Source organism: Synechococcus sp. RS9916, assembly GCF_000153825.1.
GTDB lineage: Bacteria > Cyanobacteriota > Cyanobacteriia > PCC-6307 > Cyanobiaceae > Synechococcus_C.
On record NZ_DS022299.1, the window covers coordinates 123,349 to 141,389 of the forward strand.

The 18,041-nt window shown below is 60.8% G+C and carries 30 protein-coding genes; 9 read left to right on the forward strand and 21 right to left on the reverse strand.

Annotation, left to right across the window (positions count from 1 at the left end):
* The first annotated feature begins 31 nt into the window (after nt 1-31).
* From RS9916_RS15225 to RS9916_RS00735, 4 genes are all read left to right on the forward strand, one after another.
* Complete coding sequence (locus RS9916_RS15225) at nt 32-160, forward strand: hypothetical protein (RefSeq protein ID WP_007097221.1); 129 nt, start codon at nt 32-34, stop codon at nt 158-160.
* A gap of 34 nt (nt 161-194) precedes the next feature.
* Nucleotides 195-860, forward strand: coding sequence for an SDR family oxidoreductase (locus RS9916_RS00725; RefSeq protein WP_007097222.1), 666 nt, complete (start codon nt 195-197; stop codon nt 858-860).
* Nucleotides 861-974: 114 nt separating this feature from the next.
* Nucleotides 975-1,169 carry a hypothetical protein gene (locus tag RS9916_RS00730; RefSeq protein ID WP_038022982.1) on the forward strand — a complete coding sequence of 65 codons (195 nt, stop codon included), beginning with the start codon at nt 975-977 and terminating at the stop codon, nt 1,167-1,169.
* Nucleotides 1,170-1,643: 474 nt separating this feature from the next.
* The gene (locus tag RS9916_RS00735) at nt 1,644-2,054 is read left to right on the forward strand and encodes a hypothetical protein (RefSeq protein WP_038022984.1); all 411 of its coding nucleotides are present in this window, start codon (nt 1,644-1,646) and stop codon (nt 2,052-2,054) included.
* 23 nt (nt 2,055-2,077) lie between these two features.
* Here the strand turns inward: RS9916_RS00735 and RS9916_RS00740 are convergent, their stop codons facing one another.
* From RS9916_RS00740 to RS9916_RS00775, 9 genes are all read right to left on the reverse strand, one after another.
* On the reverse strand, nt 2,078-2,737 hold the full coding sequence (locus RS9916_RS00740; RefSeq protein WP_007097226.1) for a Na(+)/H(+) antiporter subunit B: 660 nt from the start codon (nt 2,735-2,737) through the stop codon (nt 2,078-2,080).
* Nucleotides 2,734-3,273, reverse strand: coding sequence for a hydrogenase subunit MbhD domain-containing protein (locus RS9916_RS00745; protein WP_007097227.1), 540 nt, complete (start codon nt 3,271-3,273; stop codon nt 2,734-2,736). The genes RS9916_RS00740 and RS9916_RS00745 overlap by 4 nt, the downstream gene beginning before the upstream one ends.
* Before the next feature lie 4 nt (nt 3,274-3,277).
* Entirely contained in the window at nt 3,278-3,565 is a 288-nt protein-coding gene (locus RS9916_RS00750) for a monovalent cation/H(+) antiporter subunit G (protein WP_007097228.1), read from the reverse strand.
* Nucleotides 3,562-3,810 carry a hypothetical protein gene (locus RS9916_RS00755; protein WP_007097229.1) on the reverse strand — a complete coding sequence of 83 codons (249 nt, stop codon included), beginning with the start codon at nt 3,808-3,810 and terminating at the stop codon, nt 3,562-3,564. Before RS9916_RS00755 ends, RS9916_RS00750 begins: the two co-directional genes overlap by 4 nt.
* Nucleotides 3,807-4,244, reverse strand: a complete 438-nt coding sequence (locus RS9916_RS00760; RefSeq protein WP_007097230.1) for a Na+/H+ antiporter subunit E — start codon at nt 4,242-4,244, stop codon at nt 3,807-3,809. Before RS9916_RS00760 ends, RS9916_RS00755 begins: the two co-directional genes overlap by 4 nt.
* Entirely contained in the window at nt 4,241-5,749 is a 1,509-nt protein-coding gene (locus RS9916_RS00765) for a proton-conducting transporter membrane subunit (protein ID WP_007097231.1), read from the reverse strand. Before RS9916_RS00765 ends, RS9916_RS00760 begins: the two co-directional genes overlap by 4 nt.
* The gene (locus tag RS9916_RS00770) at nt 5,746-6,123 is read right to left on the reverse strand and encodes a cation:proton antiporter subunit C (RefSeq protein ID WP_007097232.1); all 378 of its coding nucleotides are present in this window, start codon (nt 6,121-6,123) and stop codon (nt 5,746-5,748) included. The genes RS9916_RS00765 and RS9916_RS00770 overlap by 4 nt, the downstream gene beginning before the upstream one ends.
* A 63-nt stretch (nt 6,124-6,186) precedes the next feature.
* Entirely contained in the window at nt 6,187-6,333 is a 147-nt protein-coding gene (locus tag RS9916_RS14210) for a hypothetical protein (RefSeq protein WP_007097233.1), read from the reverse strand.
* Nucleotides 6,334-6,495: 162 nt separating this feature from the next.
* Nucleotides 6,496-6,681: a hypothetical protein gene (locus RS9916_RS00775; protein WP_007097234.1), complete on the reverse strand. Its 186-nt coding sequence runs from the start codon at nt 6,679-6,681 to the stop codon at nt 6,496-6,498.
* A 261-nt stretch (nt 6,682-6,942) separates the two neighbouring features.
* Between RS9916_RS00775 and RS9916_RS15230 the strand changes: the two genes are divergently transcribed.
* Entirely contained in the window at nt 6,943-7,065 is a 123-nt protein-coding gene (locus RS9916_RS15230) for a hypothetical protein (RefSeq protein ID WP_255346321.1), read from the forward strand.
* A 102-nt stretch (nt 7,066-7,167) separates the two neighbouring features.
* Here RS9916_RS15230 and RS9916_RS00780 read toward each other — a convergent pair whose 3' ends face one another.
* The 4 genes from RS9916_RS00780 to RS9916_RS00795 form a co-directional block, all read right to left on the reverse strand.
* Complete coding sequence (locus RS9916_RS00780; protein WP_007097236.1) at nt 7,168-7,368, reverse strand: chlorophyll a/b-binding protein; 201 nt, start codon at nt 7,366-7,368, stop codon at nt 7,168-7,170.
* A gap of 70 nt (nt 7,369-7,438) precedes the next feature.
* The gene (locus RS9916_RS00785) at nt 7,439-7,690 is read right to left on the reverse strand and encodes a hypothetical protein (RefSeq protein WP_007097237.1); all 252 of its coding nucleotides are present in this window, start codon (nt 7,688-7,690) and stop codon (nt 7,439-7,441) included.
* 131 nt (nt 7,691-7,821) lie between these two features.
* A complete protein-coding gene (locus RS9916_RS00790) occupies nt 7,822-8,514 on the reverse strand; it encodes a DUF3598 family protein (protein WP_007097238.1) in 693 nt (230 codons plus the stop codon).
* The gene (locus RS9916_RS00795) at nt 8,504-9,241 is read right to left on the reverse strand and encodes a prohibitin family protein (RefSeq protein WP_007097239.1); all 738 of its coding nucleotides are present in this window, start codon (nt 9,239-9,241) and stop codon (nt 8,504-8,506) included. The genes RS9916_RS00790 and RS9916_RS00795 overlap by 11 nt, the downstream gene beginning before the upstream one ends.
* Before the next feature lie 208 nt (nt 9,242-9,449).
* On the opposite strand from RS9916_RS00795, the gene RS9916_RS00800 reads away from it, so the two are divergent.
* A complete protein-coding gene (locus RS9916_RS00800; protein ID WP_156777441.1) occupies nt 9,450-9,935 on the forward strand; it encodes a hypothetical protein in 486 nt (161 codons plus the stop codon).
* A 468-nt stretch (nt 9,936-10,403) separates the two neighbouring features.
* On the opposite strand, the gene RS9916_RS00805 is transcribed toward RS9916_RS00800, so the two are convergent.
* The 3 genes from RS9916_RS00805 to RS9916_RS00815 all read right to left on the reverse strand — a co-directional run bounded on the left by RS9916_RS00805 (nt 10,404) and on the right by RS9916_RS00815 (nt 11,781).
* A complete protein-coding gene (locus tag RS9916_RS00805; protein ID WP_007097242.1) occupies nt 10,404-10,613 on the reverse strand; it encodes a hypothetical protein in 210 nt (69 codons plus the stop codon).
* Nucleotides 10,614-10,790: 177 nt separating this feature from the next.
* Nucleotides 10,791-10,985: a hypothetical protein gene (locus RS9916_RS00810; RefSeq protein WP_038022989.1), complete on the reverse strand. Its 195-nt coding sequence runs from the start codon at nt 10,983-10,985 to the stop codon at nt 10,791-10,793.
* Between the two features lie 115 nt (nt 10,986-11,100).
* Nucleotides 11,101-11,781 (reverse strand): hypothetical protein, encoded by a 681-nt coding sequence (locus RS9916_RS00815; protein ID WP_007097244.1) that lies wholly within the window; start codon nt 11,779-11,781, stop codon nt 11,101-11,103.
* Between the two features lie 309 nt (nt 11,782-12,090).
* Between RS9916_RS00815 and RS9916_RS00820 the strand changes: the two genes are divergently transcribed.
* Complete coding sequence (locus RS9916_RS00820) at nt 12,091-13,698, forward strand: FAD-dependent oxidoreductase (protein WP_007097246.1); 1,608 nt, start codon at nt 12,091-12,093, stop codon at nt 13,696-13,698.
* 84 nt (nt 13,699-13,782) lie between these two features.
* On the opposite strand, the gene RS9916_RS00825 is transcribed toward RS9916_RS00820, so the two are convergent.
* Nucleotides 13,783-13,926, reverse strand: coding sequence for a chlorophyll a/b-binding protein (locus RS9916_RS00825; protein WP_007097247.1), 144 nt, complete (start codon nt 13,924-13,926; stop codon nt 13,783-13,785).
* Between the two features lie 132 nt (nt 13,927-14,058).
* Here RS9916_RS00825 and RS9916_RS00830 point away from each other — a divergent pair, with 132 nt between their 5' ends.
* Both RS9916_RS00830 and RS9916_RS00835 read left to right on the forward strand, forming a co-directional pair.
* Entirely contained in the window at nt 14,059-14,289 is a 231-nt protein-coding gene (locus RS9916_RS00830; RefSeq protein WP_156777442.1) for a hypothetical protein, read from the forward strand.
* Nucleotides 14,290-14,297: 8 nt separating this feature from the next.
* Nucleotides 14,298-15,269, forward strand: a complete 972-nt coding sequence (locus tag RS9916_RS00835; RefSeq protein ID WP_198003370.1) for an SDR family NAD(P)-dependent oxidoreductase — start codon at nt 14,298-14,300, stop codon at nt 15,267-15,269.
* A gap of 22 nt (nt 15,270-15,291) precedes the next feature.
* Here RS9916_RS00835 and RS9916_RS00840 read toward each other — a convergent pair whose 3' ends face one another.
* From RS9916_RS00840 to RS9916_RS00855, 4 genes are all read right to left on the reverse strand, one after another.
* Entirely contained in the window at nt 15,292-16,047 is a 756-nt protein-coding gene (locus tag RS9916_RS00840; RefSeq protein ID WP_007097250.1) for a GAF domain-containing protein, read from the reverse strand.
* A gap of 292 nt (nt 16,048-16,339) precedes the next feature.
* Complete coding sequence (locus tag RS9916_RS00845; protein ID WP_232199487.1) at nt 16,340-16,708, reverse strand: cupin domain-containing protein; 369 nt, start codon at nt 16,706-16,708, stop codon at nt 16,340-16,342.
* A gap of 434 nt (nt 16,709-17,142) precedes the next feature.
* Entirely contained in the window at nt 17,143-17,322 is a 180-nt protein-coding gene (locus RS9916_RS00850) for a hypothetical protein (RefSeq protein WP_156777443.1), read from the reverse strand.
* A 238-nt stretch (nt 17,323-17,560) separates the two neighbouring features.
* Nucleotides 17,561-17,992: a hypothetical protein gene (locus RS9916_RS00855; RefSeq protein ID WP_007097254.1), complete on the reverse strand. Its 432-nt coding sequence runs from the start codon at nt 17,990-17,992 to the stop codon at nt 17,561-17,563.
* Nucleotides 17,993-18,041 lie beyond the last annotated feature (49 nt).

Sequence of the window (18,041 nt, forward strand, 5' to 3'; positions counted from 1 at the left end):
TTTTAAGGTCGAGCCAACTGAGGCATGGTTTGTGGGTGATTACACCGTTGCGATTTGGGCAACTGTGGGTTTGATGGTGGTCTTCACCGTGCCGGTGGTCTGGCAGTTCCTGCAGCCGAATGATGACGACTTCGGTGATCTCACCAAGCGTCCGAAATGAGCGGTTTTGATCTGGTTTGTGGGGTGCGTGACTGATGGCGACAGTGCTGGTCACCGGTGCCAATCGCGGTATCGGCCTGGAGTATTGCCGCCAGCTCAAGGCGCGAGGTGATCAGGTCGTCGCGGTCTGCCGTCAGGCGACTCCCGAGCTTGCGGCCCTTGGGGTGCGCATCGAGGCAGGCATTGAGCTCACCGAAGAGGCCGCCATTGCTGATCTCGTGGGTCGTTTGGATGGTCTTGCGCTGGATGCGGTGATTCTCAATGCCGGCGTGCTCCAGTCCATGGGGTTGGAGGATCTCGATTCGGAGGGCATCCGCCGCCAATTTGAGGTGAACGCGCTGGCTCCGTTGCTGTTGGCGCGAGCGCTCGTGAGCCAAATGCCACGCGGCAGCAAGCTGGCGCTCATGACCAGTCGCATGGGATCGATCGACGACAACAGTTCGGGCGGCTCCTATGGCTATCGCATGTCGAAGGTGGCGCTGAATATTGCAGGCAAGTCGTTGGCGATTGATCTGGCGCCACGGGGCATTGCGGTGGCGATCCTTCATCCAGGATTGGTGCGAACGCGCATGATCAATTTCAATCCCAGTGGCATAGAGCCTGAGCAGGCCGTGCAGGGATTGCTGGCGCGGCTTGATGCCTTGACCCTGGAGACCAGCGGTGGCTTCTGGCATTCCAACGGTGAGCGGCTGCCTTGGTGAGAGCAGGGTGGTGAGGACTAGGGGTTGCCGTCACGACCCACATCGGCAATAGTACGTGCGTACTGCCGGTGACTCGCTGGTGGTTCCTCCGATGTTGTTGTGCATTTGAAGGCCATGCGTTCCGTGCCCCGAGCCTTTCCCGTTCCATCGCGTCAGGTCACCGCTCTCGACCTGGCCAATGCTCAGTTGATCGAAGCGCTGTATGAGCTCACGGCTGCCATTGAGGAGCGAGGTGATGTCGGCGGGGCCAAGCGCAAGGTGATGTTGTGGGAGCAGCAGGTGCAGCAGGTCTCCTGCTGTTTGGACTGAGGCCGGTGTTCCGCATCAACATGAGGAAGGCCGCCTTCCCTGGTGGAAAGACGGCCTAAGTCGCTCGTTCGTGCATGGTTCAACCCCGTCACGTCTTGAGGAAGAGAGGAAGGGTCGAAGCGTTCTGGCGTTGGCAACCCTGGGGCCATGACGTCCAGGTGTGGGGCTGATGGAGCTCCGGGGCACCTATGGCGAAGAACTCAGCCTGAGGCGGTGCAGTGGAGTGTCGATTCGCGTGGCGTACCGGAAAAGCAATGCCTGCGAAAGGACCAGCCTCACGGGTGGGTGGAAACTGTTGGAGCAGGGGCCAGAAGTCAGTCTGCTTCTGGGTGTTGCTCAGGTGGAGTGTCGGCTGTCATCAGCGCCTCCGATCTCGATGCAGTCACTTTGCGCTGGTTCTGGCGGCCTGCCTATCCGTGTAAAGGCGCATTGCCATTGAATGGAAAGGGCCCGAAAGTCAGAGCGGCGTGCCTGATGCCATTCCCGCTTTTGATCTCGCGCCCGTTCCGATGCTTCTTGTTGCTCGTGAGCTTGCTGCTGCTGGCGGCGTGCGGAGGGGATGGATCGGAGGCTGAGGCTGAGCGGCAACGCGCCGCGGCGCAGGCACGCATTCAGCGTTGCCTTGAAGCCACAGGGGGGCGGATGCCAACCCTGTTTGCGATCGACTCATCGGATGAGCCCGCCATTCGCCCCACCCCCGCGCCTTGCCGCGGGATAGAGCGGCAGGCGCAGCAAGCGGTGTATGCCAAAACGATGCAGGATTGCACCAAGGCCACAGAGCTTCTGTCCGACCCTGCCTCTTCGCAGCCGGAGGAACAACGCCGATGGGCGCAGCAGCAGTTGCGCCGGTGTGTCGGGAGTGATCCCAAGATCTTTTATTGGTAGCGGCCTGCGATCAGGCCCGTCAGCTAGAGCAGCCCTCTGTGCTGGATGAAGCGCTGAATCATGGCCCAGGAGCCCAGGGTCACCTTGAGGGCCACCAGCAGGTTGAGAAGGGGAATCCAGCCCCCGCTCAGCAGACTGCCGAAGCGGCCCATCCCGGGGCTTAGGCCCTCCAGGGAGAGGAAGGCCAGCACCACAAAACTGATCACGGCGGCTTCTTCCCAGCGGTTGGCGGATCCCCGTTGGTGGAGTCGATCCCGTTGCTGGCGTCCGCCGCTGATCAACACCAGGCCGATGGCGGTGCCACCGGCCACCCCAGCGGCAAATCCCCCTCCCGGACTGAGGTGACCGCGCAGAGCCGTTTCCACAGCCACCAGTGCTGCCAGGGTGGCCACCTGCTCACAGACCACCCGGGACGGAATGTCGGTGAGGGTGCGGATGCGTTGACGCACGGGTTCGGCCCCGAGCATCTGCCGCACACCGATCGAGGCCAGGGTGAACACCAGCACTTCGCCGATGGTGTCGAACAGACGGGTGTGCAGGATCACGCCCGACACCAGATTGGGGATGCCGCTCTCCTTGGCTAGCTCCTGGATCAGAGGTGCCATGCCCCCCACCGGTGCGAACGGACCCGCCAGTGGTGCCAGTAGCAGGGCTACGGCGGAGAGCACATAGAGCCAGATCATGGCGTCAGCTCCTGCTCCTGCAGTTCCAGGCTTCCCCCTGCCGATCGCCACTGCTGATGACCGGGTTGGCTGCTGAGGTGACGTTCCAGATGGCGATGACGAATCACTAGTCGACGTCCGTCCTCCAGCCATCCATGGGGTGCGGGACCATCACGCACCAGACGCAGGCGCAGATGCAGGGGTTGGATCCATTGGCGGAGCGGTTCGCTGTCGGGGTCGGGCTCCTCCTGGGGGAGTGATCCGGTTCGGCGGTCTTCGATGCGCAGGGTCATCGATGAGCGCAGGGCAATCACATAAAGCGTGGTCGACAGCAGCGTGCCCACCATCGCTTCGGTGAGTGCCACATCCGGTGCCCCCAGCAAGCCATAGAGCAACATCGCCACGGAGCCGAACACCCCGCGCAGCGGCAGGGTCTGATAGGGGTTGCTCTGGCTCACCATCAGCACCGCCACAAGTGGCATCAGGGCTGCGATCGGCAGCAGCAGTCCAAGCGAGCCGTCGAGGCTGAGCAGCGATGGATCCGTCGGCATCGTCATGGCATCAGGCCTCCGGGCGTCGATGACTGCCGGCCGCCACGACATAGCCGAAGATCGTGCTCCACAACAGCAGCCCGAACATCGTCAGCCCGAACAGGGGCCACCAGCTCGGGCGCTGCAGCATCAGGCCCATCAGCATCAGCAGTGAGCCCAGGGCATCCGCCACCGTCAGTTTGTGCAGCCGCACCAACAGAGGCTGGGTTTCCAGCAATGGCCAGCTTCCCCAGAACCAGAGGAACAGCCCCAGGGCTTCCAGCACCAGGCTGACGGTGAAGAAGGGGGATGGGGTCACTGCTTCTGCTCCTCCAGCAGCCGCGCCAGCAGCAGCATCCCCGCATCCCCGGCGCTGATCATCAGGGCGCCCACCAGGGCGAGCATGCGATCACCGCGCATCACCGCCACCACCAGGGCGAGCATCGCCACCTTGGTGCCGATGCTGCCGAAGGCAGCCAGGCGTTCCCAGGCGTTGCATTGGCGGCAGAGCAGCGCGATTGGGATTAGCAGGGCCAGCACCATGCCGGTGGTGATCAGGGTCATGGCTGGTCTCTCCCCGCCAGAGCCTTGGGAGCTGGGCGCAGGCGGTGAATGCGATAGCGCAGCTGGGGGTGGTGACCTGGACGTTCAACCCGGTGCAGATCCAGCACCAGCGTGAACGGGGTGATGGTGATGGCCAGCAGTTCGAGAAAGATCACCGCCGGTGTGGCCTTGCGGGCGGCGATGCGTTCGGTGCAATCGCATCGCTCGAGGCCTCCGGCAAGGATCAGCGCAAAGGCTTCGCCGTAGGCCATGGGAATGGCGATGGTGGCTTCGCCGAGAGCCCGAAGCAGTGGCCGAATCGGTACCCGTTGACGGTGGGCTCGTGGCAGCAGAACGGCAACGGCGAGGCCGATCAAGAGATTGAACGGCCTCAGGTCTCCGGTGAGCAGAACCCAGAGCAGCAGCCGCAGGCTGAGGCTGAACACGGTGATCATCCCGGCACCTCCAACAGGTTCAGGGCCAGCAGCATCCCTGCGCCCACCACCGTGATCGCCCCGAGCAGATCCTGGAGGCTTTCCAGCTGTGGCATCCGCCGGGCCAGCGACCGGCGATGGCTGTTGTGATCCCGGCCCAGCAGGCGGTGGAGGAGCCATCCGGCAGCGAACACCACGCCCGTTTGAAGCACGCTGGTCAGAAGGTCATTGGCCTGTAGGCCGTTGGCTTCCGCGGCGCTGACCACGGTGAGGATCAGGCCCGCGCCAACGAGGCTGATCAGGAGCAGGGCTGTGCCTGGAGGAATCCCTGGGGTGGGGGCACTGGATGGCGCCGGTGCGGGTGACCAAAGGCGGGCATAGACGGCGACGCTGCCGATGCCGATCAAGGTGAGGCTCAAGGCCCACGCAGGGGGGAGGTCGCTCCCCACGAGTTTCTTGGCGGCAAAGCCGGCCAGCCCCGGCAGGCCGGCGATCGAGAGCGAACCGAGCCACAGCGGTGTCTGCACGCTTTGCGGCAGCACCCGTTGCTCCCATCCCTCGAGCTGGCGCTCGCGGATGCGCCCGGCAGTGAGAAACAGGGGTGCTTTGGCCAGCCCGTGGGTCAGGGCTAGGGCACCACCGGCTGCTGGTGAGAGCACCACCAACCCCATCTGGGACACGGTGCTCCAGGCCAGCAGGCGTTTGAGGTCGGCGGCATTGAGAGCCTGCAGCACGCCAAGGACCGCGCTGCAGAGGCCGATCGAGCGGACCAACGGCAGCAGTGCAGGCTCAATGGCGGCCAGTCGCAGCAGGGGAGCCACCCCCGCTGTCACCACCACAGCCGAGAGCAGGGCTGAGACATCGGAAGGGGCTTCGGCATGGCTTCGGGGCAGCCAGAGGCCGGGAAGAAACAGCCCCCCTTTGGTGAACAGTCCCAGCAGCAGCAGCACCTGGGCTGCACCGATGGGCAGTCCGGAGAGGGAGGAGAAGCGGAAGCTTCCTGTGATGGCGTAGGCCAGTGCAGCTCCCACCAGGTAGAGCGTCATCGCTGTGTTGCTGATCAGCAGATAACGGAGGCCAATCCAGAGCCGCTGCGGACTGCCATCCCGCAGGATCAGCAGAAAAGCGACGATGCCCACCAATTCCAGGGCCACGTAGAGGCTGATCAGGTCGCTCACCACGAAGCAGATGTTGAGGCCACCGAGCAGCACGGCCGGCAGCAGAGGGGCGGGTCGTTCGCTGTTGCCGCGCAGCTCCAGGCGCACTGCGACCATCACTACGGCATTCAGCAGCAGAAACCAGGCGGCGAGGGGATCGAGTTGGAGCACAACGCCGTGATTCCCCAGCAGCATCAAGGTGGTGGTGCTGTCGCTCAGCAGGGTCTGCAGGGCGATCCCGCCTGTGGCGATGCAGCACAGCAGCAGCGGCAGGTCGCCGAGGATTGGCACCACGGCACCGAGAAACGCCACGGCAAAGGGGGCCTCCAGCCAGCCCACCAACAATGCATGGCTGAGGCCTTCGCTCATCGCTGTGTCCCCGTTGATGGGGCATCGCTTTCGAAGCTGGCCACATCCAGCACAGGGTCGATGCTGGCTAGGCGGCTGATCACCACCAGCAACAACGCCTGGATGGAGATGCCGATCACAATCGCGGTGAGGATCACGCCCTGGGGGATTGGATCAGCAATCGCGGCCAGGGAGACCGCCGTTTCATTGGTCGAGAGGATGGGGCTGCGAAGGCCGGTGCGGGCTGCCACCAGCACAAACAGCGCCACAACGGCACTGCCCATCACATCCATGGACAGCACCTTGAGCAGCAGATTTCTGCGCAGCAGCATGCCGAGGAATCCGCTGAGAATCGCCAGCAGGATCAGCAGCTCCAGCAGCCGGATCGCAGCCATCGAAGCTTGAACGGTTACCGCACAACTAGCTACGGCTTGGCGAGTGGGGGTGCGATGCGTTGATCAGCGATTGCGACGGCTGGTTTTGAAGTAACGGCGCCGTCCGGCGCGTTGTTTGCCGGGCTGGCGGGGGAGCTGCAGTTGGGTCTCAGCCCAGTCCATGGCCAGGGCTTCGAGCAGGGACTCACGGGTGCCAAACAGCCGCATCATGGGTTTTGCATTTGAGATTCACTCTCAATAAAGCACGGCCTTGCGGTTTTTGCAAGTGATTCTCAATAGCTGTTGCGCGGGGTTGTTGCCTGGCAATAAAAAACCCCGCTCAAGCGGGGTTCGCGGGTTCTGGGAGTCCCGCTCAGGTTGTGCGCAGCGGCTTCAGGCGGCCTGTTGGCTGACGTTGTCTTGCTCTGGGCGCGCAAAGGGCACCACCTTGTTGTCTGTGTTGTCGCGGGCCTGGATGCGGGTCGTGTACTGCCGGCCGCGGTAGGTGAGCAAGCGCGTTTCCGTTGGGAATGACTTGTTTAAGGTGTGTTTGACGAAGCGGTATTGCATGTCGCTCATGAGAATCCCCTGAAAACGTTGTCGTTTATACACAAAATAGATCTCCCTTTGTGTGGCGACCGCTACAGACATCTTTGAAGTGTCGGTTGCGGATGAGAATGGTTTCCCGTGCTGCCCTGCTTCTGCCGTGATCGCTGTGGGTGGAGGAGGTTGAGGCCGGTCTTTCTGTGTACTGACTTCAGTGCTTTTCAAAGAATAATGTTCGGTAGGGCACAGTGTTGAGTATTGGCTCGCGACTGGTCTGAGCGTGAGTGATGCGTCATGCCCTCGCTGGTGGATGAGCGCTTGATGCAAAATCCGCAAAAAAATCGCCCGCTGGCAGCGACGTGGTGCTGGCGGGCGATTTTGGTTGGTATTGGAGATCAGATCACTGATCGCGTTTGAGATAAGGCAGGTCGGTTGGCTTGGAGAGGGTGTAAACGACGGCAGCAGTGATGGCTCCGCCGAACGCGAGCATTACGTAAATCCAGATGGAGTAGTCGGTCATCAGTTCAATCCCAGAAGGCCAAAAGTGAGTTGTGAAACGATGCCGTGGCCGGTGATGGCTTCAGTCAGCACACCGATCACGAAGCCGAGCATGGCGACACGGCCGTTGAGGAGTTCAGCGCGAGACATCCGCTCGGTCTTGATCTGAGCTGCAGCGGCTTCTTGGAACCACTGGTCTTGGCTGGAGGAGGCGGAATCCATGTCGTTTCTGCGTGTAAACGAATGTTAAGGCACTTTGTAACGGATTGCAAAGTGCTGGCTCAAGTGCTGTTTAGCGCCTGCTGGGGCGGTGGCGGCTGCGGCCCAGGGGCTCCAGCCACTCTTCAGTCAGCGACTGGCGGCGTGCGCCGGGAATGCGGCAGCCCAGGTTGAGTTCGCCGCTGTCGAGCAGGCGGCCAAGGCGCAGGGCCGCGGCTTCTTCTTGCCTGTTGAAGCTGGCTTGGTGCGTGGTGAGCCAGTTCATTTCGGTTTCGGTGATCACCCCTGAGCTCAGGGACTGAAGGAAAACCTCGCCAACGGTCATGAGGAAGCGTGTAACGATTTCGTTACATCGTGCCGTCCGGGGCGTCTGACCGCGAGCAGGCACAAAAAGCTCCTGAGGAGCGCGATCCCCTCAGGAGCTGATGTCCCGTTGCGCGGGGCCTGAAACCCGCTTCAGATCGGGGTGTGGACTCGGAATGCGTCGCTTAAGCCCTTGGGTTCAGCGGGGTCCAGCTCGTCGAGTTCCCCGCGGGTGTCGTAGCGGCGCACGATTTGGGCCGTGCTCTGGTCGGCCTGGACCCAACGCAGTCCGCAGGCGGTGGCATCTCCCGTTTGGCGATCTCTGCTGTCGAGCAACAGCTGCACCCCTGGCTCGGGTTGCCAGATCGTGAAATCGCCTACGCGTTCAATCGCGCATTGGAGCGGCTGATCGGGTTCAGCGGGTTGCTGCTGGGCGAGCGTTTCAACGACATACACCACCTGGTCCAGTCCACTGCCGCCATGGCGCACGATCATGCGCCGCCGTTGCCCCGTCAGCACAACACATAATTCCGCCACCCAGTGGAAGGGGGTGATGGATGCAGGCCCGAGGGACCAGCAGCCATCTGTGGTGACCTGCATGGTGTGCGGGAGCGTGGTGAAGTTCATCGAACGCTGCTGGCCGCTGTTGCAGTAGGTCAGGCAGGTTTCGATGATGCCGCTGTTCTCCTGAACGCTCAGGGAGGTGGAGAAGCGCTCCTGCTCACGACCCTCGCCATCCATGCGGATGAAGCATCCGCTCCATTGTCCGCTGTTGTGCTTCAGCAGCGTGCTGCGGCGATCGTCGTGGGTTGTTTCGGGGGGCATCACGGGCTTCTCAACGGCCAACGATCACTGGGGGCGTTGCTCCACCCGACAGACCAGGCACGACCTGGGTTTGTCCGTCCCATTTGTCGAGGAAGAGCTTGTAGAGCACCTTCTCGTTGAGGCCCTTGTTGAGGGTTTCAAACTTGATCGCTTCTTGCTCAGCAATCTTGACTTCCGTTTCCGCTTTCAGGAGACGCTGTTCAGCAATCTGCTTCTGTTCAATGGCCGAGCGATATTCCTCGGCAATTTTCAAGCCGGTGAGGTCAAGGCCTTTGACCTCCACGTAATCGAATTTTTCAAGCTCTTTGGCAACGCTCTGTTCAACAATGGATGAGATCGTGTTCCAGTCCGTGGCGATTTCCACGAGTTCGTATTTGGAGAAGACGGATTTCAGTGATTTCAGTAGTGATGGCTGAATGATGCGGGCATAGATGCCTTCGTTGCCCGTGGAAATCGTGTTGTAGACCCTGGGTGCTTGCAGGGGTTTCACGGCATATTTCACCGTTGCGGTGGCTTCAATCACCTGAAGATCTTTGGTCAGGCTGGAGAACTCCTCCGGGCGAACTTGGGTCCTGACGTTGAAGTAATGAACCGATTGCACAAACGGCGTTTTGATGTTCAGGCCCGGGAGCCGCGGGGCATCACTCACCTTTCCGAGGGTAGTGATCACGCCCACCTCACCAGCGGGAACCACGAAAAAAGCGGCAATGGCCAGAACAAGCGCCGTGAAAATGCCAACGATGGCCAATGAGCTTCTGGTCCCTATGTCATCGGGAGTCACGTTCTGCACAGCATCTGATCACCTTCAGCTCAAATTATGGAGAGATTGCTGCCTCAACGGTTGAGCTGGTTCGATCCCACAGCAAGAAGTGCGTGCGATCACAGCGACTGAACGTTGCTGGTTGGAGGCTGATGAAACGACTATCCACGCTTCGAATCGCATGAGCTCGTTTGTTTTGAAAGCTTGGTCCCCGCTGTTGCTGCTTGCTGCCGTGGTCAGCGGCTGCAGCGAGGAGCCGTCGTTGATGCGCCTGGATTGCCTTGACTCCAAAACGGTGCGGCGCGATGTGGTGTTTGATCGCCACACCGGTCAGCTCTTTCACTTGGACCGGGTGCGTGAGGTTTATGTCCCCACACCTGTGGATCGCTTTACGGTGAAGACGCAGGGAGTGATCCAGGGCAAGGACTTGGTCATCCAAACCCGCGTTGGTGAGTGGCAAACCGTCGGTGGCAGGAAGTCACTGAAGCCACTGCATCCACCGGTGGGGGATGACTTCAGGGTGAACGTCACCACGCTGAGCAGTACCTACACGCCGTTGCTGGGTTCGCGTCCCGGCCCTGTCCCTGGCTCAGCTCCTGTGTATGGGCAATGCAAATCTGTTGCGCTGGATTCTTCGTGGGTCGAGCAGACAATCCTGGCGCAACGTCCTTCAGGGTCCTGACCTGAATAGAGGAAGGCCGCCTTCCCGGGTGGAAAGACGGCCTAAGTCGCTCGTTCGTGCATGGTTCAACCCCGTCACGTCTTGAAGAAGAGAGGAAGGGGCGAAGCGTTCTGGCGTTGGCAACCCTGGGGCCATGACGTCCAGGTGTGGGGCTGATGGAGCTCCGGGGCACCTATGGCGAAGAACTCAGCCTGAGGCGGTGCAGTGGAGTGTCGATTCACGTGGCGCACCGGAAAAGCAATGCCTGCGAAAGGACCAACCTCACGGGTGGGTGGAAACTGTTGGAGCAGGGGCCAGAAGTCAGTCTGCTTCTGGGTGTTGCTCAGGTGGAGTGTCGGCTGTCATCAGCGCCTCCGATCTCGATGCAGTCACTTTGCGCTGGTTCTGGCGGCCTGCCTATCCGTGTAAAGGCGCATTGCCATTGAATGGAAAGGGCCCGAAAGTCAGAGCGGCGTGCCTGATGGCTGATCAGCGCTCCAAGGCTTGGCGCTCCAGCGTGCAATCGCCATTGGGCTGCGCCTGTTGCTTGCGCAGGGCTTCCACATCGCTGAACCAGTGCGCGTTGCAGATGTTGCGGCTTTGGCCGTAGGCGAGTCCATGGGCCAGTAGCTCATCGCCGCGTTCCGGGGGGATGAGCTGTCGATCTGCGTTGCCCTCAGTGGGGTTGGAACTGTGCATAGTTCGGATCGCTCGAGCCGCCTTTGGCTGCCTTTTCTGATACCCATCATGTTGACTTCGGTGCGACTGCAGTGGATGCAGTTCCATGAATGAGCCTGGCTCGACTGCATTGTTGGCCTGATATTTTGCAATAAAAAAGCCCCGCAGATTGCGGGGCTTGTTGATGGATTGGACAGTTCACTCGTCGAAAACTTTGCACATCGGCGAACCGGGATGGGTGTCGCAGAGTTTGTCGAGAAGCTTGTCGCGGTGACGACTCTCAGGGTTGTTGATGCCGGCGTCGTGCTTCGGGTCGAACTCTTCAGGGCTGTGCTTTTCGTTCGTGCTGAAGGGCACTTCGTACTCGTCGTACTTGTGTTTGACAGCAGTCATTGGCTCAATCCCTCCTTGGCTGAGGATTTGCTGCCCTGACCCTAGGTCGCTCAAGCAGAAGAAGTCGCTTCTTTGGCAAGTTTTCCACTCGCGTTCTGATTTCAGAACCGTTTGATCAGTCGGGGTTGATCACCACGTCATCGCCGTAGAAATGACAAAGCTGACGCAGGGATTGGTGCGGTACATCGGTGCTCACCCACTCCTCTCCCTCGGGGCGTGTGATCCAGCAACGTGCCGTTGTGGAGTCTTTCTCGATCGGACCACTCACGGTGATGTCGTAAGCCAGATCCTGTGCAGTGATTTCCCGTTCGCTGGTGGGGATGCGATACACCTGATGCACCCAGGAGCAGCAACTCGATCGTCCTGCTGTCACGACAAAGTTGTCGATCCGGCGGATGGAAAAAAATCCTCCGTGCAGAAAGCGCCAGGCCTTTCTCTGCAGCGGGTTCACTTTGAAAATCGTTTTGGTGCAGTTCGGGCCTGCGCCGCAGTATTTCGTTTCCACAATCTCCATCAGGCCATCGCCGTCGATGTCTGCCAGGCGGCCCCTCCCCTGGGGGAATGTGGCCAGCGACTGATGGCGTTCCAGCACAGGGGCGTAAGGCGATGCATCCGAATCGCGCAGCTCCACCCTGATCGTGCGTTGCTCCGTCGCCGGGTTCTCCAGCTGGGTGAGCCGAAGCCAGGATCCGTCGCTGTTGCGCTGCTCCTGGAGCAGCGGTCGCCCCCCTGCATGCCCAGCGGTTGCGGCGCCGGTCAGGGCCATCAAGGCAGCCGGCATGAGCAGCAGGCGCATGGTCTGGCATGGGGTGGACTTTCCTGAAGCCTGGCAGTGATGGGCTGGTGAGTCAGCCTTGATGCTGTCAGTCGCAGTGGGTGCTCCACCGGCGGTAGAACGTCCGCGATGGTGATTTGCGACTGCAACGGAGGCTGAGGGTGACGATTCCGTTTGGTGATCCTGAACCGTCTGATGCACTGCTGAGAAAGTCGGTTTCGTCAACGCGAATGCGAGCGTGGATTAACACGCGCCTGCGTGAGCTCGCCCAGGCCCAACGCATCCAGGATGCGCGGGCATTGCGCAGCGAATTCCTGGTGGAGTGAGTCCATGTCGGTGTCTTCGGTGGTGGTGATCGGTGGAGGCTGGGCCGGCTGGGGTGCAGCCAAAGCCCTTTGCGAAGCGGGAGTGGCCGTCACCTTGCTGGATGGCCAGCCGGATCCCACCGGCAGCACGCCGCTCATCACCGCCAGCGGTAAACCGTTTGAGCCGGGCACCCGGGGCTTCTGGAAGGACTACCCCAACATCAATGCCCTCACCGCTGAGTTGAACCTGGGGGAGGTGTTCACTCCGTTCACCACCAGCGCGTTCTGGTCGCCCGAGGGCTTGGAGGCCACCGCCCCGGTGTTTGGCGATTCGCTCCCATTGCCGAGCCCCCTGGGCCAGATGTTCGCCACCCTCAGCAACTTCCGGCTCCTGCCGGTTGCCGATCGCCTGAGTATCGCCGGGCTGCTGGTGGCGATGCTGGATCTCAACCGCAATCCCGAGGTGTTTGCGCGTTACGACGCCATCAGCGCCCAGACCCTGTTCAACAAGCTAGGGGTCAGCGATCGGATGATCAACGACTTCCTACGCCCCATCCTGTTGGTGGGGTTGTTCAAACCGCCCGAGGAGTTGTCGGCGGCGGTGACGATGGAGTTGCTGTACTACTACGCCCTTGCCCATCAAGATGCCTTTGATGTTCGCTGGATCAAGGCCGGCAGCATCGCGGAGCAGTTGATCGCACCCTTGGCTCAGCGCCTGATCAGCACCAGGGGTTTGCAGGTGCTGGGGGGCACGCTGGCGACACGGCTAAACCTCTGCCCGGACACTGGGCAGCTGCAATCGGTGGGAACCCGCTCGGTGGTAACCGGAGAAGAGGCGGTTCTGGATCAGGTGGATGCGGTGGTGCTGGCGGTGGGTGCCAAAGGGATGCGGGCGCTGATGGCCCAGTCGCCCGCCTGCGCCACGGCGGCACCTGAACTGCAGGCTGCTGGGAGTCTTGGCGCGATTGATGTGGTGTCGGTGCGGTTGTGGCTGAACGCCTACGTGCCGGTGGTCGACCCCGCCAATGTGTTGTCGCGATTTGCGGGATTGCGCGGGGCCGGCGGCACCTTCTTCATGCTCGATCAGCTGCAGAAGGATGCGGAACGCGATCTATGGGGAGGCGGGCAGCCTCAGGGGTCGGTGGTTGCCAGCGACTTTTACAACGCATCGGCAGTGGCAGCCCTGAGCGATCAGCAGATCGTGGATCTGTTGATGCAGGAGTTGCTGCCCGTTGCCCACGCCGGCTTCCAGGCGGCGGAGGTACTCGAGGCGGAGGTGCGTCGCTATCCCGGTTCGGTGTCGTGGTTCTCTCCCGGCAGCGCCCGCAAGCGGCCACCGCTGGAAACCAGTGTGGAGTCGATTGTTTGTGCCGGCGACTGGGTGCGCATGGGCCCGCGGGAGCATGGCGCCAAGGGGCTGTGTCAGGAGCGGGCTTACGTGTGCGGGCTTGAGGCTGCCAATTCACTGCTGGAGCGGGGCATCGTTCACGGCGGTGAAGGCTTAGCTCCCCGCACCCATGCGGTGCTGCCCGTCAGACCGGATGAACCTCAGGTGCTGCTGGGCCGTGCGCTGACCGCAGCGGTGATGGACCCGCTGGAGGCCTTGGGGTTCCGCTGGCCCTGGTTGGCTTGAGACCAACAAAAAGCGCCTGGTCAATGAGGCCAGACGCTTGTTGCTACAACGAATCAGCTCGAAGAGCTGAGGTTGAAAAGTCGATCAGCCGAGGCCGATCTGGGTCAGGATGCCCTGGCCGGTCAGCAGCTCAGTGCCGAGGCCGATCACGAAGCCGAGCATGGCCAGGCGACCGTTCCAGGTCTCAGCGAAGTTGACGAAGCCAAAGCGGGTGTTGGAGTCAGCCATCGGTTGTGTGAATTGATGTGAAGCAACTGTAAAGCAATGTTGAGCCTTTGGGGAAGTCGCGGAGGGTCGGTTTTCTTCCTCACACCATCCTGGCGGTGCTCGCCACAGTCGTGCCAGTGAATGGGCGGGCCCATGGCTGAGACAACACTCTCGATGGAGCAGCGGTTCCGGGTCGAAGCGGCTTGCCGAAAGATCGATGCCTGCGACGACATCGAGGTGATCCGCACCCTCGCTAAGCAGTTGCTTCACGCCCTGGAAACCGAACGGGCCTCGACCCGGCAGGCGATTGCTGATCTCAAGCAGAAGGGAGAGCAGAAGCCGACCTTGGCCCAGCGTTTTGGGTTCAATACCGATCAGATGTGAGTGCTGTGGTGCTGGCTGGATCCCACGTTCTGATCACCGGGGCAAGTTCTGGAATCGGCCTGGAGGCGGCCCGGCATCTGGCGGCCCGTGGTCACCGGCTCACGCTGGTGTGTCGCGACAGCGAGCGCTGCGCGTCCACCCGGCAGCAGTTGATCGAGGCCGGTGCTGTGCCTGATCGCCTCGAGGGCATCGCTGCTGACCTGGCCGATCTCGCCAGCGTGGAGCAGGCCTGCCAGCGGCTGCTGGATCAAGGCCAGCCCATCGATGCGTTGGTGCTCAATGCGGGTCAGCAGAGGGCTGGTGCGTCGGAGCCTGTCTTCTCACCCCAGGGCATTGAGATCACCTTTGCCGTTAATCAGCTGGCGCATCAGCTGATGGCCAGCCGATTGCTGCCGTTGTTGCGGGCTGGGAAGCAGCCTCGCCTTGTGATCACGGCATCGGATGTGCACGATCCCGCCACGGGTGGGGGCAAGGTTGGCCAACCTGCCGATCTCGGTGATCTGGCGGGTCTGCGAGCTGGCAGGGGGTTTGTGATGCTCGATGGCAGTGGCCGTTTTGATGGCGATAAGGCTTACAAAGACAGCAAGCTCTGCAACGTGTTGTTGGCCCGTGAGCTTGCTCGTCAGCTGGAGGGGGCCATGCCGGTGATCGCCTGGAGTCCGGGCCTGGTGATCCCCCGAAGCCGTGAGGGCTTCTTCCGCTACAACCGCCAGAACAATCCGGTGGGGATGGCGCTGTTTGCTGCCGTGGCGCGGGATCTGCTGCGGGTGACCGAATCCGTGCAGACGGCCGGGCGGTTGCTGGCGGAGTTGGTCGTTGATCCCGCTTACGCAAGCCCTGGCTTCGCCTATTTCAGTAACCGGCTGATGCGGCCAGGGGTGCATCGTTTTTCAGCCCAAGCCACCAGCCCCGACGGCGCTGACCTTTCTCGCGCGGCGGAGTTATGGCGCCTGTCTGAGCAATTGATCGAAGCCTGCTGAGGTTTCTTGTGCAAACAACAGCTCAAACCTGGTGTGTGGAGTGGTCATGCGCGTGTTGTGCTTCCGCGTGTTGTTCGGCTTCCCAGGCATTCAGGACTTCTGGGAAGTGCTCCTCGATGCAGCTGTCGCAGATGCCATGGGAGAAGTGCAGATCACTGTGCTCGCCAAGGTATTGATCGAGAAAAACCCATTGCCCTCGATCATTTTTGGCTTTGCGGCAGTAGCTGCAGGTCGAAATCATCCCCAGGGGTTTGTCTGAGGAGCAGAACGATTCCATCAGCCGGAGTGAGCGTTTCCTCAGATCGAGAAACGTCATCACCTGGCGGGCGAGGGCGGTCATGATTGCCAACTGATTGTCTGACAAGTGCTTGGGTTGGCGATCTATCACGCACAGGGTGCCGATGCGCTCCTGGGTGTCATTCGTGAGCGGGAAGCCCGCATAGAAGCGAATCTTCGGGTCCCCGCAGACCAGGGGGTTGTCGTGAAAACGCTCATCCCAGAGAGCGTCGTGGACGATCAGGGGGTCGGGGGTGTGAATGGCATGGGCACAAAACGACCAATCCCTGGGTGTTTCGTCAACGTTGACGCCCACTTTGGATTTGAACCATTGCCGTTCAGCATCGACCAGGCTGAGAAGGGCGATGGGTGTCCCGCACACCAGCGATGCGATCGCGGTGATGTCGTCGTAGGAGCGCTCGGGCTTTGTTCCCAGAATTCTGTATTCGCTCAGGGCTTTGAGCCGCGCCGATTCGTTGTCAGGAATGATGGGCTTTTTCACGCATCAAGCACTGGTTCTTGAAACCTATGCAGGCTTGATTCGGTGATTCGAGAAGGCAATAAAAATTATTGCCTGTCGGTATTTTGATGCTTGAGCTTTATATTACTTCAGGATGCGCAATTGTTGTTGTTGTTGGGATGTTTTGAATGCGGTTTGGTTGTTGGTTGCTGCAGCCTTTGTCTTGTTGATTGGGTTGAGGTGCCGTTGAGTGGTTGAGGCTCGTGCTCTCAGATCGATGTTGAGAGACTGTGGCTCCATCGCGTTTGACAAAGCCACAGTCCTGGCAAAACCGTCAGCGGTTGCCGGCGATCAACGCTTCCCACTGCGTGAGAAGGGAGCGGGGAACTGGGCGCGGCAGGTAGTCGCGAGGGTCGCTGGGGCCGTGTTGCAAGACTGCGTTCACGATGACCACCGATTGGCAGCTGCGGTTGATCGCGCCGTGGGGAACGCCTGCGGGAATGCGGACCCAGGTGGCTTCGTCCTCGCGCAGCGTGATTCTGCGCAACTGACGGTTTTGCAACACGATCAGATCGAAACTGCCGCGCAGCACCATCAGTTGATCGGTTTGCCTGCGGTGGCAGAACAATTGGGGTTGTTCTGATGGGGGCACTTCAGCGATCAGGGTTGCATCGCTTGGCAAGGGGTCGCTGAAAAAGGCCACGCCGGCCTGAAGGCCGGATCGGGGCAGAATTTCAACACATCGATGGCTCAACATCGCCTTAATGGTCAAGTGATCGCACCATCGCGAAACGCTCTTTGCGTCAGGCGTGTTGGTTGGTACGAAAGCAGGCTGCTGTCAGCAAGAGCTGATCGTTGCTCTTTGGTGATGGGTGATTGGAAACCTGCGCGATGGCCTCAGTCAGAGGTTCTGCTTGTCTCGGTGATTTCTCGCACTCGGATGTCGGCCTCAGCCTGTGGTGGCGCTCACCGATGGTTGTGGCGTTATTCACGGCAGGCTCAAGGTCGTGCCGCCGCCAATGCTGGGGCTCTGATTGAGCTTGTTGCTGGCCGAACTTCTAGCGACTCGCTTCAAGACAACAAAAAGGAGCCCCTACTTCGGCAGGGGCTCCTTTTTGTTGTCTTGCTGGAATTGGATCAAAGACCAAGGAATTTGGCAGGAATGCTATCCAAGCTGTTGTTTCCCATCATTTGGAAAATAATGTTGGTGAGCATCCCCCCTAGGTGGATAGCTCCAACCAGTGCCAAGCCTCTCCAGAGCTTTTCGAAAGCTGCTGGCGGCTGATTGTTAACCCAAGTTCCGGATTCGTTGGCCATTCGGTCCGTTGAGAGTTCGTTGATCCTGGCCCAAGAGGGGGTTCGGGTCCAGCATTCGTCACTGAGATTCATGGCCGTATGGGTGGCGCCAGCGGCCTGGAGTGCTGAGCCTCATGGGAACGCCCCAGAACAGGGGCTGGGCTCTCGGATCTCTTTGGCCCTGATGCAAGGGATCGCCAGGTGGTTGGCCTCAGCCTGTGATCGCCTTCACGTCAGGAGCTGGGGTTGATGGTGCCGTTTAGCGCTTGCGTCGCCAGGTTTCAGTAGAGCCATCGGCCCCTTTGAGCTCGATGCTGTTTCCTGAGGCGGAAACGTGGCCTTCAATGCTCGATCCACTCCGGTCGGTGTAGGTGAAGCGGTCAGTGCTCGACCACTGGGCTGTGGTGTCAAATCGAGGATCAATGCGCTCCGGTTTGGGGAACATCTGGATCCAGAGACTGTTGGGTTTGCCTGTGTAAGCGAGGGTGATGCCGGCACCTGAGGAAGAGGTCCAGTAGCCGACAACGCGATCACTGCGCGGTTGCTCGGTTGGTGACACCAGCACCGGAGTGGGGGTGGCTGGGTTGGTGGGTTCCGCCGGCTTTTGCGCTTCGGTGGAGGGATTGCAGGCCGTTGTTGCCAAGGCTGCAGAGCTGAGCATGGCTGCCAGCAGTGGCACGTTCGCTTTCATGGTCGACCTGCGATCGGCGTTTTCAACGTAGCCCTGGGATTTAGGTCCG

What these genes read in the sequence shown, in the direction of transcription:
- RS9916_RS00725 (WP_007097222.1), top strand. Translation starts at nt 195, where the DNA reads ATGGCGACAGTGCTGGTCACCGGTGCCAATCGCGGTATCGGCCTGGAG.
- RS9916_RS00730 (WP_038022982.1), top strand. Translation starts at nt 975, where the DNA reads ATGCGTTCCGTGCCCCGAGCCTTTCCCGTTCCATCGCGTCAGGTCACC.
- RS9916_RS00735 (WP_038022984.1), top strand. Translation starts at nt 1,644, where the DNA reads ATGCCATTCCCGCTTTTGATCTCGCGCCCGTTCCGATGCTTCTTGTTG.
- RS9916_RS00740 (WP_007097226.1), bottom strand. Translation starts at nt 2,737, where the DNA reads ATGATCTGGCTCTATGTGCTCTCCGCCGTAGCCCTGCTACTGGCACCA.
- RS9916_RS00745 (WP_007097227.1), bottom strand. Translation starts at nt 3,273, where the DNA reads ATGACGATGCCGACGGATCCATCGCTGCTCAGCCTCGACGGCTCGCTT.
- RS9916_RS00755 (WP_007097229.1), bottom strand. Translation starts at nt 3,810, where the DNA reads ATGACCCTGATCACCACCGGCATGGTGCTGGCCCTGCTAATCCCAATC.
- RS9916_RS00760 (WP_007097230.1), bottom strand. Translation starts at nt 4,244, where the DNA reads ATGATCACCGTGTTCAGCCTCAGCCTGCGGCTGCTGCTCTGGGTTCTG.
- RS9916_RS00765 (WP_007097231.1), bottom strand. Translation starts at nt 5,749, where the DNA reads ATGAGCGAAGGCCTCAGCCATGCATTGTTGGTGGGCTGGCTGGAGGCC.
- RS9916_RS00770 (WP_007097232.1), bottom strand. Translation starts at nt 6,123, where the DNA reads ATGGCTGCGATCCGGCTGCTGGAGCTGCTGATCCTGCTGGCGATTCTC.
- RS9916_RS14210 (WP_007097233.1), bottom strand. Translation starts at nt 6,333, where the DNA reads ATGATGCGGCTGTTTGGCACCCGTGAGTCCCTGCTCGAAGCCCTGGCC.
- RS9916_RS00775 (WP_007097234.1), bottom strand. Translation starts at nt 6,681, where the DNA reads ATGAGCGACATGCAATACCGCTTCGTCAAACACACCTTAAACAAGTCA.
- RS9916_RS15230 (WP_255346321.1), top strand. Translation starts at nt 6,943, where the DNA reads ATGCCCTCGCTGGTGGATGAGCGCTTGATGCAAAATCCGCAAAAAAAT.
- RS9916_RS00780 (WP_007097236.1), bottom strand. Translation starts at nt 7,368, where the DNA reads ATGGATTCCGCCTCCTCCAGCCAAGACCAGTGGTTCCAAGAAGCCGCT.
- RS9916_RS00785 (WP_007097237.1), bottom strand. Translation starts at nt 7,690, where the DNA reads ATGACCGTTGGCGAGGTTTTCCTTCAGTCCCTGAGCTCAGGGGTGATC.
- RS9916_RS00805 (WP_007097242.1), bottom strand. Translation starts at nt 10,613, where the DNA reads ATGCACAGTTCCAACCCCACTGAGGGCAACGCAGATCGACAGCTCATC.
- RS9916_RS00810 (WP_038022989.1), bottom strand. Translation starts at nt 10,985, where the DNA reads ATGACTGCTGTCAAACACAAGTACGACGAGTACGAAGTGCCCTTCAGC.
- RS9916_RS00815 (WP_007097244.1), bottom strand. Translation starts at nt 11,781, where the DNA reads ATGCGCCTGCTGCTCATGCCGGCTGCCTTGATGGCCCTGACCGGCGCC.
- RS9916_RS00820 (WP_007097246.1), top strand. Translation starts at nt 12,091, where the DNA reads ATGTCGGTGTCTTCGGTGGTGGTGATCGGTGGAGGCTGGGCCGGCTGG.
- RS9916_RS00825 (WP_007097247.1), bottom strand. Translation starts at nt 13,926, where the DNA reads ATGGCTGACTCCAACACCCGCTTTGGCTTCGTCAACTTCGCTGAGACC.
- RS9916_RS00830 (WP_156777442.1), top strand. Translation starts at nt 14,059, where the DNA reads ATGGCTGAGACAACACTCTCGATGGAGCAGCGGTTCCGGGTCGAAGCG.
- RS9916_RS00850 (WP_156777443.1), bottom strand. Translation starts at nt 17,322, where the DNA reads ATGGCCAACGAATCCGGAACTTGGGTTAACAATCAGCCGCCAGCAGCT.
- RS9916_RS00855 (WP_007097254.1), bottom strand. Translation starts at nt 17,992, where the DNA reads ATGAAAGCGAACGTGCCACTGCTGGCAGCCATGCTCAGCTCTGCAGCC.